The sequence below is a fragment of the Pseudarthrobacter lactosi genome (assembly GCF_055412785.1).
The window spans coordinates 1,949,698-1,963,409 of sequence record NZ_JBVAYS010000001.1; the positions used below are offsets into that span (position 1 = coordinate 1,949,698).

General features: G+C 65.3%; 9 protein-coding genes. 3 read left to right on the forward strand and 6 right to left on the reverse strand.

Going from position 1 to position 13,712, the window contains the following annotated elements; genetic code table 11:
- The first annotated feature begins 128 nt into the window (after positions 1 to 128).
- Together ACZY0Q_RS09040 and ACZY0Q_RS09045 are read left to right on the forward strand one after the other, a co-directional pair.
- Positions 129 to 1,331, forward strand: a complete 1,203-nt coding sequence (locus ACZY0Q_RS09040) for a Gfo/Idh/MocA family protein (protein ID WP_463915981.1) — start codon at positions 129 to 131, stop codon at positions 1,329 to 1,331.
- Entirely contained in the window at positions 1,331 to 4,768 is a 3,438-nt protein-coding gene (locus ACZY0Q_RS09045) for a family 78 glycoside hydrolase catalytic domain (protein ID WP_463915982.1), read from the forward strand. Before ACZY0Q_RS09040 ends, ACZY0Q_RS09045 begins: the two co-directional genes overlap by 1 nt.
- Before the next feature lie 181 nt (positions 4,769 to 4,949).
- Here the strand turns inward: ACZY0Q_RS09045 and ACZY0Q_RS09050 are convergent, their stop codons facing one another.
- The 6 genes from ACZY0Q_RS09050 to ACZY0Q_RS09075 all read right to left on the reverse strand — a co-directional run bounded on the left by ACZY0Q_RS09050 (position 4,950) and on the right by ACZY0Q_RS09075 (position 11,504).
- The gene (locus ACZY0Q_RS09050; protein WP_463915983.1) at positions 4,950 to 6,239 is read right to left on the reverse strand and encodes an ABC transporter substrate-binding protein; all 1,290 of its coding nucleotides are present in this window, start codon (positions 6,237 to 6,239) and stop codon (positions 4,950 to 4,952) included.
- A gap of 118 nt (positions 6,240 to 6,357) precedes the next feature.
- Positions 6,358 to 7,617: an MFS transporter gene (locus ACZY0Q_RS09055; RefSeq protein ID WP_463915984.1), complete on the reverse strand. Its 1,260-nt coding sequence runs from the start codon at positions 7,615 to 7,617 to the stop codon at positions 6,358 to 6,360.
- Positions 7,618 to 7,659: 42 nt separating this feature from the next.
- Positions 7,660 to 8,304 (reverse strand): Poxvirus protein I5, encoded by a 645-nt coding sequence (locus ACZY0Q_RS09060; RefSeq protein WP_463915985.1) that lies wholly within the window; start codon positions 8,302 to 8,304, stop codon positions 7,660 to 7,662.
- A 6-nt stretch (positions 8,305 to 8,310) separates the two neighbouring features.
- Entirely contained in the window at positions 8,311 to 9,228 is a 918-nt protein-coding gene (locus ACZY0Q_RS09065) for a carbohydrate ABC transporter permease (protein ID WP_463915987.1), read from the reverse strand.
- Positions 9,225 to 10,175: a carbohydrate ABC transporter permease gene (locus ACZY0Q_RS09070; protein WP_463915988.1), complete on the reverse strand. Its 951-nt coding sequence runs from the start codon at positions 10,173 to 10,175 to the stop codon at positions 9,225 to 9,227. Before ACZY0Q_RS09070 ends, ACZY0Q_RS09065 begins: the two co-directional genes overlap by 4 nt.
- 45 nt (positions 10,176 to 10,220) lie before the next feature.
- Complete coding sequence (locus tag ACZY0Q_RS09075) at positions 10,221 to 11,504, reverse strand: ABC transporter substrate-binding protein (protein ID WP_463915989.1); 1,284 nt, start codon at positions 11,502 to 11,504, stop codon at positions 10,221 to 10,223.
- 178 nt (positions 11,505 to 11,682) lie between these two features.
- On the opposite strand from ACZY0Q_RS09075, the gene ACZY0Q_RS09080 reads away from it, so the two are divergent.
- Positions 11,683 to 13,704, forward strand: a complete 2,022-nt coding sequence (locus tag ACZY0Q_RS09080; RefSeq protein ID WP_463915990.1) for a beta-galactosidase — start codon at positions 11,683 to 11,685, stop codon at positions 13,702 to 13,704.
- Positions 13,705 to 13,712 lie beyond the last annotated feature (8 nt).

The following is a 13,712-nucleotide window of genomic DNA, read 5'->3' on the forward strand; positions in this document are numbered from 1 at the left end:
CACGGGCGAGTCCGCCCCGTATCCGCGTGCCTACGCCAGCATCGCGGAACGCCGCATCGTCAGCTCGGGCGCCGTCGCGACGGTTGCCGGGGCCAAATTTTGTGCCTGCGGGCAGAAACGGAGATCCATTGGGAACGCCAGCCGGCACCGCCGCCGAGTTACAGTCCCGGAATGCAGATCCTGTCCAGACCCCTGCCCGCGTGGCACTGGTAGGCGTCCACGGCTTCGGCACACACCACCTGCGCAACCTCGAACGCCTCCAGGCTGCCGGCGTCGTCGAACTCGTTGCCGTGGCCGATCCCCAGCCGCCGGCCCCGGGGTCCGTGCCCCATACAGCCGCCGTTTTCCCGGGACTCACCGACCTGCTGGCTGCCACCCCGGACCTGGCACTGATCATTGTGGCCACCCCGATCCAGACACACGCCCCGCTGGGGCTCGCCGCCCTGGCCACGCAGGCTGACCTGTACCTGGAGAAGCCTCCCGTGGCATCCCTGGCCGACTTCAACACCCTGTGCGAGGCCGCCAAGGCATCCGGCCGGAGCGTGCAGATCGGTTTCCAGAGCCTGGGGTCACACGCGCTGGCGGCAATCGAGGAACTGCTGGCCAGCGGAGCCATCGGCACGCTGCAGGGCATGTCGGCCACCGGCCGCTGGGTGCGCGACCGGGCCTACTACAGGCGCTCCCGCTGGGCTGGGAAACGGAGCATTGACGGCGTCGACGTGGTTGACGGGGTCGCCACCAATCCCCTGGCCCACGCCGTGGCCACCGCGCTGCGCATCGCCGGCGCCCGCACCATCGAAGACGTCGCCTCGGTGGAAACCGATCTCTACCGGGCCAATGACATCGAATCCGACGACACCTCCGTCATCCGGATCCGAACCGCCACGGGACTCCCCGTTACCTGCGCACTCACCATCTGCGCCACCGAATCCGTGGAACCCTATGTCACGCTTCACGGCTCGCGGGGCCAGGCCGTTTTCCATTACACCGAAGACCGCCTCACAGTGACCACCCCGGACGGGCAGACCCAACAGGTCTTCGGCCGGGACGACCTCACGGAGAACCTGCTGGCCCACCGCAGCGACGGCAGGGAACTCATCAGCCCGCTCCTGGACAGCGGAGCCTTCATGCTGGTGCTCGAAGCCATCCGGACCGCACCGCTGCCGGCCCTGATCGACGGCGCCTACGTCCATTGGGAAGGTGAAGGCGACGCTGCGCACGCCGTCGTCGTCGGGATCGAGGAAGCCCTGGAACGTGCCACGCAAGAGCATGCGACCTTCAGCGAGCTCGGACTGCCCTGGGCCCTGGCCGCACGCGGGACTGCTTCCTAATGGGATTCTCCCCCACCCAGGAAGCCGCACCCGTACTGACCCGACAGGTGACCCGGCAAGGCCAACTGCAGGCTGCCGGCCTGCTGACTGACGGTCTCTCCCCGTGCCTCACCGCCTCGCTGCGGCCCGTGTTTGGCTGGAAACTAAGCCTGCCGGAGGAGGCCGACCCCACCGCGGCCCGGCAGACCGGCTACGAAATTGCGGTCGAGGATTGGGCCGGAGCGGAGGTTTGGCACTCCGGACCCGTGCCGTCATCGCGCCAATCCGGGATCCCCTACGGCGGTCCGGAACTGGCCGAGGATGCGGACTACAGCTGGCGGGTCCGGGTGAGTGACGCCGGAGGCTTCGCCGGCCCCTGGTCCGAAGCGGAGATTTTTAGTACCGGCCTCTCGGACAGCGGATGGGGTGCCGGCTGGATCCACCGGGCGCCGGGTGGCCTGGCTCCACTGGACGTCCTCGACGGCGCCCTTCGGGTGGCGGGTTCCCCGTTCCTCCCCGTTCCCTGCCCTCCCGTCCGTCGATTCACTCTGGAGGCCCGCCTCCGGCCGGTGATGGGATGGGCCGGCCTGCTCCTTCGCAGCAGCGGACCGGGCACTGGATTGCTGTTGGAACTGAACACGGCGGGCGATGCGGTGCTCCGCCGCGCCCCGGAATGGGACATCCCGGCCCCTGCCACCCCGGACACCGAGGTGCTGGCCAGCGCCCAACTGAAACGCCAGGCCGTGGCTAGCCAGCAACGGCTGCCCGGCAAGGACCTGATTCCCGGCACCTGGCAGGACCTGAGCGTTTCCGACGACGGCAGCACCATCGCCGTGAGCCTCGACGGCGTTGAGCTGCTCTCCGTTAACGAGCCGCTCCCCGCGGCGTTCGAGGGTCGGCTGGCACTGCATCAGGGTCCCCGCAGCCAGGCCGAGTATGCCTCGCTGCGGATTACTGGGCCGGCTCCTGAGGGCACTGCTGACAGTGCCGGCGGCACCACCCCTAACGACGCCATCCCTATCGACACGATTGCTGACGACACCATTGCTGACCACGCAGTGCTGCTTGACCACCGGTTCAGCGGTGGTCCGGAAGAGGCCCGCGCGTTCCTGGGCCACTGGGCACTCACCACGGCACACCGGCAGCCCGATGAATGGACGCTCTTCCGCAGCACGGTCCTGCTCACGGGAACCGTTGCCCGGGCACGCCTCTTTGTGGCTGCGAGCCATCATGCGCAGGTGGCGTTGGACGGCAAAGCCTGCCTCAGCACCACCTCCTTCGGCTACCCCGGCGAGGGATATTACGACGCCGCCGACGTCACCGCGCTGCTCGCGGCGCGCTCTCCCGGAGTGCCGAAACAGTCGGGTCAGCAAATCCAGCCAAGCCTGCCCGGCCAGCGGGCCCCGCAGCAGCCCGTCGAGATTCCCCTGAGCGCCCTGCTGCACTGGTACGGCCCCGGCCAGGGCAGGGCCGCCAGCCTTCCAGGGCTGCTGGTCCGCCTGAGCGTTGACTACACGGACGGGCGCCGCGAGGTGTTCGGCTCCGGCCCAGGCTGGACGGCTTCCGAGGCGCCCTACCGTCAAGGCGGCTACCGGAACGATGAGGGCGATCCCGTGGAGCACCCCGATGGCCAGGCAGCGGCCGCCCTGGACACCGGCCGGGACACTCCGCCGGCCCTGAGCTACGGCGCACACCCCGTCCCGGAATTCCCCGCCCTTCACCCGCGGCGCACCTCCCTTTCCGAGACTTTTGTTGCCCCGCAGGCTTTCCTGACCGCGGCCGACGGAACGCTGGTGGCGGACTTCGGCCGGGTCATTCCGGCACGTCCGGAGGTGGACTTCCGAACCGGCGTGGCCGGGAGGACCCTGATGATCCGGGCAGGCTACGTTTTGGACGCGGACGGCCGGGTGGACCGGAGCAAAACTGCCAGCCAGAACACCGATATGTCCTTCCCCTATACCCAGGCAGAAGGCCCGCAGCAGCTCCGCGCCACCGTGCATCTGGGCTTCCGCTACCTGGAACTCCCGGGGGCGGACGCGCAAGACCTGTCCCGGGTGGGCGCCGTCGTGATCCACGGCCGGCACCCGGACGAGGGGAGCTTCAGCAGCTCCGACCCCACGTTGGACGCAGTGTTCGGGCTGCTGCGCGATTCCGCGCTGTACGGAATCCAGGAACAGTTCGTTGATACGCCCACACGGGAGAAGGGCCAGTTCCTCGCCGATGCCGTCAACATCTCCTACGCCACCATGGCCCTGTTCGGCGAGCACGCGTACACGGCCCAGGCACTCCGGGAATTCGGCTGGTCAGCCGGGCGCTACTGGACCGCCGGCGAGGACGCGGGACGCTACAACGCTGTCTACCCCAACGGCGACGGGAAACGGGACATCCCCGACTTTTCGCTCATGATGCCGGAGTGGGCCGAGGAATACCATCTGCGGACCGGAGACCTTGCCCTGGTGACGGAGCTGCTCCCGCACCTCCGTGCCACTGCCGACTATGCACTGCGGTACCTCGCCACGGAAGGCCCGACGGCGGGACTGGTCACCGAGCTGGGCGGCGGCTCCGGCCCGTACCTGCACGGCATCGTGGACTGGCCTGCCCCCGGCCGGTTCGGCTACGACATGGACTGCGCCGCCAAGACCACCGTCAACGCCCAGGCCTATTCGGCCCTCACGTCCACTGCCCGGCTGTGCAGCCTGGCAGGCCAGGAGGACGCGGCTGTCCGGTACGCCGGCCATGCCGGGGCTCTGGCGGAAACCATCCGCACGCGCCTGCGGGTGGATGGTTTGATGGTGGACGGCTTGCACGCTGACGGCGCAGCCAGCACCCATGCATCCCAGCACGCCACGTCCTTCCCGCTGTCCCTGGGCATCACCGACCCGGCCCACGCCGCCGCCGACGCGCAGCGGATCGCCGGCCAGGGCATGCGGCAGGGACCTATGACCGTGCATCGGCTGGTACGGGCACTTCTGTCCGAGGGGCTCACGGACGCGGTGCTTGACCTGCTCACATCGTCAGACCAGCCCGGCTGGGCCCGGCTCCTCCAGCAGGGCGCCAGCTTCACCTGGGAGGCCTGGGATCTCGTGGACGGCACCGACTACAGCCAGTCCCACGCATGGTCCGCGTCGGTGGTGAAGGAAATCCTGGAGTTCTTGCTCGGCGTCCGCGTGAGCACCCCAGGCGGCAGCGAGCTGGTCATCGAACCGCCGGTCTGCCGGCTGGACCATGCCCAAGGAAGCGTCCCGTTGCCGAACGGCTCCGCCACAGTCAGCTGGCAGCGGACCGTGACGGGAATGCAGTTGGAGTGCACGGTTCCCGCGGGGGTCACCGCCACCGTCAGGCTCCCCGCCGGAGGTTACCGGATCCAGGGGCCGACGGCGGAGCCCGCCGTCGTGGGTTCGCGTGACTTCAGGATCCACGCAGGAACCTGGACCTTCACACCCTCCGACGCATCCTGACAGCCGCCACTCCCCACCCCCAACTAAGTAGCGCTATCTGTCGTTATGAGGCCTGATAACGACAGATAGCGCTACTTAGATGGGCAGCAACGGAACGACGCCGGATGCGGTTCGCATCCGGCGTCGTCCTTGTCTGGGTCACCCGAGCCTGGGTGACCCGAGTCTGGGGTGTCTCGCCCGTTTAGCTGAGCGAGCTCTTGATTTCCTCGATCGACTTCTTTGCCGCGTCCTGCGGGGAGATCCGGCTGAAGTGCACCTCGGTGGCGTACCGGGTCAGTACTTCGGAAACCGAGCTTGATCCTGCGGGCGGAACGGCTGGGGCGTCGCCTACTTCGTCGGCAATGTCATCGATGAACTTTGCCGTCAGCGCATCCGTTGGCGTCAGCTTCGGGGCTACTGCCGTCCGGACTTCCGAGTTGCCGGGGATACCCCGGTCTGCCAGCGCGATTTCGCCGGCTTTCACGCTATTGGCCAGGAAATCGATGAACTTCTGGGCTTCCGCGGGGTGCTTGGACCGGGAACTGGCGGACCAGAACTGCGATGCCTTGTAGAACTGCTCAGCCTTCGACGCATCGCCCTCCACGCTTGGCGGCCGGTGGATTTCCAACGCCTGGCCTGAGGCCTTGGTCAGCGCGCCCAGCTGGTTGGACCACACCCATCCCATGGCGACGCGGTTCGTTGCCAGGCCCTGCTGGTCCAGTGACGCGCTGGCATCCTCGGTCATCACGGACGCGGGCGGAACGGCTTTGGCATCCCGCAGTCCGGCCTGCATTTCGTAGTACTTGGTGGCATCCGCCTCGTCAAAGCCCAGGCCACCGTCGTTGGTAAAGAGGGACTTTCCGTGTTGGCGCAGCCAAAGGTTTAAGGATGCGTCTCCGGTGATGGCACCCGAACCGTAAACGCCTTCCTTACTCTTGGCGGAGATGTCCGCGGCAGTCTGCTTGTAGTCCTCCCAGGTCCAGGTCGAGTCGTCCGGCAGGGACACTCCGCTGGCGGACACCAGCGCGGGATTGGCCAGGACCACCAGTGCATTCATGCCAGCGGTCACGGCGTACTGGCCGCCTTCGGTCTTTCCAGCGTCTGCTGCAGCCTTATCGAATTTGGAAAGATCCACGTCCTTCAGCTCCAACAGGGCGCCGCGTTCGGCGTATTCGCCAAGATACTGGGCGTCCATCTGGATGATGTCGGGTGCATCCTGGGACGCGACCTGGGTGGCCAGCTTGTCCCAGTAGCCGGACCAGTCGCCGTATTCGCCTTCGACCTTGATGTTGGGGTTCTCGGCTTCAAAGGCGTCAATCAGTTCCTGCGTCATCTTGTGCCGCACGTCGGAACCCCACCAGCTGAAGCGCAGGGTTACCGGACCATCAGAAGCTGAGGTCGAACCCCCGCCGCATCCGGTGAGGGCCAGTGCAAGCGCCACCATGACAGCCGCAGCTTTGGGAATTCTGGATTTTCGGGCGCGTGAAATCATGCGGTGTCCTTTGATCTGGCGGTCGATAGCGTCTCAGAAACCGCTTTCTCACAGACTAGATGTGAGCCGCACCACGCGTCAAGAACTCACACAAACTTACTTTTCCTCACAGGGGCGGTCAGGTCCTTACCCGCCGCGAATTCAACCACAACAAAAATCCAATGACGGCTGCGGACAGCATGGCCAGCGCACCGGTGACAACGAGGCCCGTGCGCACGCCAAACTCCTCCGTCAGCCAGCCCGCCAGCAGGCCTCCCAAAGCATGCCCGCCCAGAAGCAACGGCAGGTACAGCGCCATCACCCTGCCGCGGATTTCGGGGCCGGCTTCGAGCTGTACTGCTGTGGCCGCGCTAGTCAGGAAAAGCAGCGTCATCAGGCCCACCACCACGAGCATCACGGTGAATGCCACCAGGTTCGGCATCAAAGCGGCAACCAGCTGGGAAAGCCCAAAGAGTCCGGCCGCGGCCACGATTCCCTTGCGGCCCGTGGTCCTCAGCCGCGCGGCGAGCAACGCACCTGCCAGGGCGCCGAAGGCACCCACCGTGTTGAACAGGCCGAACCCGGCGGCACCGTTGTGCCACACCCGTTCCGCGAAGGCGGCCAGCACCACCGGCCCGTTCATTCCGAAAGCCCCCAGCAGGCCTGCCAGGGTAATGATGAGAAGCAACGACGGCCGTTTGCGGACATAGCGGAACCCTGCCAGCAACTGACCCCGGCCCCGCAATGCCGGGGTGCTGGTGTGCAGGAGTGCCGGGCGGACGGCGGCGATCATGCCCAGCACCAGCAGCGAAAGGACGGCGTTGGCGGCGAAGGCGGCGGCAGATCCTGCCTGGGCAATAACCACGCCGCCGAGTGCCGGACCCAGCATGGCACCAAACTGGCCGATGGCATTGTTGACACCGATCGCGGGCCGGAGCCCGGCGTCGCCCACCACCTCGTTGATGAATACCTGGCGCGCCGGACCGTCCACGGCGGACGTCACCCCCAGCGCCACACAGCTTCCGTACACGGCCCACACTGTGATGTTTCCGCTGGCCACCCAGGCCGCCAGTCCGATGGCCAGCAGCGCGATCACCGACTGGCATACCATCATGATGCTGCGCTTGGGGAAGATATCCACCAGTAGGCCACTGAGCGGGCCCACGATCAGCATGGGGAGGAACTGCAGTGCGACGGCGATGCCCACGGCCGCAGGGCTGCCGGTGAGCTGAAGTACCAGCCAATCCTGGGCCAGCCGCTGCATCCACACGCCCATGCTGCCGGCGAGTGTCATACCGAGGAACAGGCGGTAATTGTGCTTCGTCAGCGGCTGGTACCAGCGGACCCGACTTTGGGAGGTGTGAAGGGATTCTGCGGACTTTGGGCTGTCGGAAGACACGTCTGGCTCAACTCGGTAGTAGAGGTCAAATGCAGAGACTTGCTAGGCGCGGTTGGACCGCATCTTGACGGCGGCGGAGGCCAGGATCAGCATGCCGGGCACCACCACAAACAGGGCCACAAGCATCCAGACAAACACCACGGACCCGAACAGCGCCGCGGCAAGAAGCAGCGAGCCTGTCCAGTCTCGCAGCGAGAGGACTTTGGCGGCGCCAAGGGCCGCGGACCAGGTCGCCGGCGTGGAGGGCTGTCCGCCGGCAACGTCGGACCAGTCAACGTCGGACCAGGCAGCAGCTGTGCGCAGCAGCAGGACTGCTCCGGCCGCGGCCAGGATCAGCGTGGCCGGAAGGACCACCGCACTGCCCGGCAGCTGGCCCACTGTTGCGAGCAACAGGTTAAGGACAATCACGACGGCGGCTGCCGCCGTCGTGATTCCGAGCTTCCAACTGCCCGGCAGGGCGGACCGGAACGTGCCCCAGAGCCCGCGCAGGGAATCGTCGCGGCCGGCGAGGTGCCGCTCCAGGTGCGCGATTCCGGCCGCATACGCGGCGGGAATGGTGACCAGCGGAATGGACAGCACCAGCACCAGCAGCCCGGCCAGGAGGGCCTCGGAAAACAGGGCGAAGCGGTTTACCGGGATGGGTTCTTCGCGGCCAGATGCGGGTGTGGTGCTGTCCATGATGCTCATTTTCTGTTAGCCCTTCAGGCCCTGGGTGGAGACGCCTTCAACAATGTAGCGCTGGAACACCAGGAAGAAGATCAGCACCGGAAGCAGGGCCAGGACGGACATGGCGATCATGGCTCCGTAGTCCGAGCTCTGCGTCTGGTCCACAAAGAGGCGCAGGGCCAGCGGCAGCGGGTACTTTTCGGGGGTGTTCAGGTACAGCAGCGGGCCCAGGAAGTCGTTCCAGCTCCAGATGAAGGAGAAGATCGAGGTGGAGATCAGGGCCGGTTTCATCAGCGGCAGCATGATGGAGCAGAAGATCCGCACGTGGCCTGCGCCGTCGATGCGCGCCGCCTCGTCCAGTTCGGCCGGAAGGTTCCGCATGAACTGGACCATCAGGAACACGAAGAACGCGTCAGCGGCGAGGAACTTGCCGATCAGCAGCGGAATGTAGGTGTCCACCAGACCGAGCTGCTGGAAGATGATGTACTGCGGGATGATCACCACGTGGAAAGGCAGCAGCAGGGTGGCGATCATCATGCCGAAGAGCACGCTCCGGCCCGGGAACTTGATCCGGGCGAAGGCGTAGGCCGAGACGCTGGCGGACAGGATGGTGCCCACCACCGCGCCGATGGCCAGCACCAGGGAGTTGGTGAAGAACTGCAGGGTGGACACCCCACCGATTCCGTCCATGGCCGTGACGAAGTTGTCGAAGCTGAAGTTGTTCGACCAGAGCGACGTGTTGGCGCCGCCGATTTCGGCATTGGGCTTGAAGGCCGAGGCCACCATCCACAGTGCCGGGTAGAGAACCACGGCGGTCAGCACGAGGGCGACGAAGTGGAAGATGCCGCTCTTGACCCGTTTCGCCAGAACGGACTCGGATTTCGGGTCGTAGTCCGGCACTTCGATGACCGGTGCCTGCTGCTTGGGAGTTGCCATGGTTGTCATTTCGAATCACCGCTGTAGTGGACCCAGGACTTGGAGGTTTTGAAGAAGATGAGGGTGATGATGCCGACGACGATCAGCAGGAGCCAGGCCATTGCCGAGGCGTAGCCCATCCGGAAGTCGCTGAAGCCGCGCAGGTACAAGTAGAGGGTGTAGAAGAGGGTGGAGCCGGCCGGGCCGCCTTCACCGTTGGAGATGATGTAGGCGGATGCGAAGATCTGGAACGCGTGGATGGTTTCCATCAGCAGGTTGAAGAAGATCACCGGGGAGAGCATGGGCCAGGTGATGTTCAAGAACTTCCGAACCGGACCGGCGCCGTCCATTGACGCCGCTTCGTAGAGATCGGCCGGGACCTGTTTGAGGCCGGCCAGGAAGATGACCATCGGGGCGCCGAACTGCCAGACGGTCAGCAGGATCATCATGGGCATGGTCATGGAGGGGTTGCCTACCCAGCCGCCCAGGTTGATGCCGAAGAAAGACAGGCCCTGGTCCACGGGGCCGGCGTCGCCGAACATGGCCTTCCAGACGATGGCGACAGAGACGCTGGCACCGATCAGGGAGGGAGCGTAGAAGGCTGAACGGTAGAAGCCCTGCCCGCGGCGCTTGCTGTTCAGGAGCATGGCCACCGCCAGCGCCGCCGCCAGCTTAAGCGGGGTGCCGAAGACCACGTAGCTGAGGGTCACACCCACCGACTGCAGGAACCGCTCGTCCTGGAAGAGGGTGGTGTAGTTGTCCAGCCCGATCCATTTGGGCGGTTCGAAGAGGTTGTAGTTGGTGAAGGACAGGTACAGCGAGGAGATCATCGGGCCCACGGTCAGGGCGACGAATCCAAGCAACCAGGGCAGCAGGAAGGTGTAGCCGGCGCGGGCATCCGCCCCGCTCCGCTTTGACTTGCGCGGAGCGGGAGCGGACTGCGTCGAACGCCTGCTCAGGGTTGGGCTTTGAGTCACGAGTTCAATCCGTCAGTTGGGAACGTCGGGCAGACAATAGACTGCTCAGGCGTTCTGCTTGATGAGGTCTTCGGCTTCCTTGAACCATGCGTCCGCGGCACCGTCAATGGTCAGCTTTTTGTAGTTCAGGTCCGAGGCTACGCGTTTGAACGAGGCTTCCAGCGTGCCGAAACCAACAATGGGCGGCTCCGGAGCATCCTTGAGGTACTGCTCGATGGACTTCTCGTAGTCAACAACCAGCTTGTCGGTCCCCTCGAACGTGGTGCCATCACGCTGGGTCTTGGAAGCGGGAACGCCGCGGGAGGTCTTGAAAATCTGGCCCACCTCGGGGTCGTTGACCATGAAGTCGATGAAACGGGCAGCAGCATCCTTGTTCTTGGTCTTGGCACTGGCCACCATCAGCATGGACGGCTTGAGGAAGAGGCCCAGATTGTCCTTGTCGTCCGACGGAACCGGAACAAGCTTGAGCTCCTTGGCGCCGCTGTCCCCAAGGTAGCCAGCCATGAAGTTGTCCCAGGTAACTTCAGTGGCGGTCACGTTTGAGCCGAACGGCGACTTGGGTGCGAGCTGGGTGACACGCTCTTCCGACACGATGGCGGGGGTGCCGCGCAGGTCACCAGTGAGGTTCCACCACTTCTTGAGGTCATCCTTGGTGAAGCCGAGCTTGCCGTCCGCGGTGAAGGCTTCAATGTTGTTCTGCCGGAGCCAGATGTTGAACATCCACCACACCCCGGTGTAGTCCGTGGACCCAAAGAGTGCGCCGTTGCCCTTGGATCCCACTTCAATCAGGAAGGCATTGAACTCCTTGTAGTTCCACGTGCCGTCCGGCTCGGCGATGCCCAGGGAAGCGAGCTTGGCGGGATCGTAATAGACGGCGAACGCGTTTGTGCTGGTGGGGATGCCGTAGGTCTTGCCCTTGATCTGGCCGGAGGGCAGCAGCGACTTGTCGAAGGCGTCCGTGTTGATCTTCACGGTGCCCAGGTCCAGAAGCTGGTTACGCTGGCCGTAATCCCGCATGTAGGACAGGTCCCACTGCATAACGTCCGGAAGGCCGCCGCCGGCAGCTTCCGTGGCTCGCTTCTGCCAGTAGCCGGCGAAGTCCGTGAAGTTGCCGTTGACCTTGATGTCCTTGTTCTTGCCCTCGAACAGGGCAATCGCCTTGCGGGTACGCTCGGCGCGGTCGTCGTTGCCCCACCAGGTGTAGTTGATGGTGACCGGGTTATCCGCGGATCCCGTCTGGCTGGGGGCCGGCGAGCCGCAGGCCGCCAGTGCAGCCGCTGATGCGGTGCCGATGGCTACGGTGGTGAGGAAATTCCTTCGGTTGATCATGAGAGCCTCCTTGCTCGATTTGTGCAGGCCCACGGCTTTTTGTTTACAACGTGAGTTGTGAGCTGGCTTACACACTTTCTGAAACGATACAATATCGGCATTTCCCCATTTGGGCAAGCGTTTTCCCAAACATCAGGTTTCAGGTACGTTTAGTCCATCCCGTAGACGAAGGAGTCCCATGAGCGTGCAGCATAATTCCGGCCCGGCGAGCGTCTGGAGCAACGTGGAAGGGATCGCGTATGGCGGCGATTACAACCCCGAGCAGTGGCCGGCCGACGTCCGGCTGCAAGACCTGGAACTCATGAAGGAAGCCGGCGTCAGCTTCTTGAGCGTGGGGATTTTTTCCTGGGCTTTGCTGGAACCGGCGGAGGGCCAATACGACTTCGGCTGGCTGGATGAGGTGCTGGACAACCTCGCCGCCAACGGCATCAAGGTGGCCCTGGCCACGGCAACCGCTGCTCCCCCGGCCTGGCTGGTGCGCAGGTACCCGGAAATCCTGCCGGTCACGGCTGACGGAACCGTGCTGGGACCGGGCTCCCGGCGGCACTACACACCGTCGTCGGCCGTTTACCGCCGGTATTCCACCGGCATCACCCGCGTGATCGCTGAGCGGTACAAGGACCACCCTGCGCTGGCACTATGGCATGTGGACAACGAGCTCGGCTGCCACGTCTCCGAGTTCTACGGCGCGGAGGACGCCGCCGCCTTCCGCATCTGGCTGGAGCGCCGGTACGGCAGCATTGAGGCGCTGAACGCGGCCTGGGGCACGGCATTCTGGTCCCAGAGCTACGGTTCCTTCGAGGAAATCCTGCCGCCCGGCGTCGCGCCTTCCACACTGAATCCCGGCCAGCAGCTGGACTTCCAGCGGTTCAATTCGTGGGTGCTGATGGATTACTACCGCGATCTGGTGGCCGTTCTGCGCGAGGTCACCCCGGGGGTCCCCTGCACCACCAACCTGATGGCCTCCAGCGCCACCAAGTCGATGGACTACTTCGAGTGGGCCAAGGACCTGGATGTCATCGCCAACGACCACTACCTGGTGGCTGCCGATCCCGAGCGTCAGATCGAACTCGCGTTCAGTGCCGATCTGACCCGGGGAATTGCGGGCGGCGACCCGTGGATCCTGATGGAGCATTCGACGTCGGCCGTCAACTGGCAGCCGCGCAACCAGCCCAAGATGCCGGGCGAAATGCTGCGCAACTCCCTAGCCCATGTGGCCCGCGGCGCGGACGCCGTGATGTTTTTCCAGTGGCGGCAGAGCTTTGCCGGGTCCGAGAAATTCCACTCGGCCATGGTCCCGCACGGCGGGCGTGACACGCGCGTGTGGCGCGAGGTGGTGGAGCTCGGAGCCGCCCTGAAGCGGCTCGAACCGGTGCGTGGCTCGCGGGTGGAATCCCGCGTGGCGATCGTGTTCGACTACGAGGCCTGGTGGGCCAGCGAAATCGACTCCAAGCCGAGCCAGGACGTGAAGTATCTGGACGTGCTCCGGGCATTCCACCGATCGCTGTTCCTGCGCGGGATCGCAGTGGATGTGGTCCACCCTTCCGCTTCACTGGAGGGCTATGACCTGGTCCTGGTGTGCACGCTCTATTCGGTGACGGACGCAGCCGCTGCTAACATCGCGGACGCCGCGCGGGCCGGAGCCACCGTGCTGGTGACGTATTTCAGCGGAATTGTGGACGAGCAGGACCACGTCCGGCTGGGCGGCTACCCGGGCGCTTTCCGGGAGCTGCTGGGGATCCGGGTGGAGGAATTCCATCCGGTGCTTGCCGGCGGGCAGTTGAAGTTGAGCGACGGCGGGGTCTCGTCCGTGTGGAGCGAGCACGTCCACCTCGACGGGGCCGAAGCGGTGCAGACCTTCACCGAGTATCCGCTGGAGGGTGTGCCATCCCTGACACGGCATGTGGCTGGATCTGGTGCTGGTGCGGCCTGGTACCTGGCGACGTTCCCGGACCGCGACGGCATCGAAGCGGTCGTGGACCGGCTGCTGGCCGAGTCCGGAGTGGCTCCGGTTGCCACGGCCGATCGCGGCGTGGAGCTCGTGCGGCGCCGTTCCGACGATGGCGGCAGCTTCCTGTTCGCGATCAACCACTCACGCTCGGCCGCCGCGGTGGAGGCTGCCGGCCTGGACCTGCTGACCGATGCGCCATTTGCGGGGACTGTTGAGGCCGGCGGGGTTGCAGTGATCGCGGAGGACTGAACCGGCGC

Coding starts and splice junctions, on each gene's coding strand:
- ACZY0Q_RS09045 (WP_463915982.1), top strand. CDS start 1,331: ATGGGATTCTCCCCCACCCAGGAAGCCGCACCCGTACTGACCCGACAG.
- ACZY0Q_RS09050 (WP_463915983.1), bottom strand. CDS start 6,239: ATGATTTCACGCGCCCGAAAATCCAGAATTCCCAAAGCTGCGGCTGTC.
- ACZY0Q_RS09060 (WP_463915985.1), bottom strand. CDS start 8,304: ATGAGCATCATGGACAGCACCACACCCGCATCTGGCCGCGAAGAACCC.
- ACZY0Q_RS09065 (WP_463915987.1), bottom strand. CDS start 9,228: ATGACAACCATGGCAACTCCCAAGCAGCAGGCACCGGTCATCGAAGTG.
- ACZY0Q_RS09075 (WP_463915989.1), bottom strand. CDS start 11,504: ATGATCAACCGAAGGAATTTCCTCACCACCGTAGCCATCGGCACCGCA.
- ACZY0Q_RS09080 (WP_463915990.1), top strand. CDS start 11,683: ATGAGCGTGCAGCATAATTCCGGCCCGGCGAGCGTCTGGAGCAACGTG.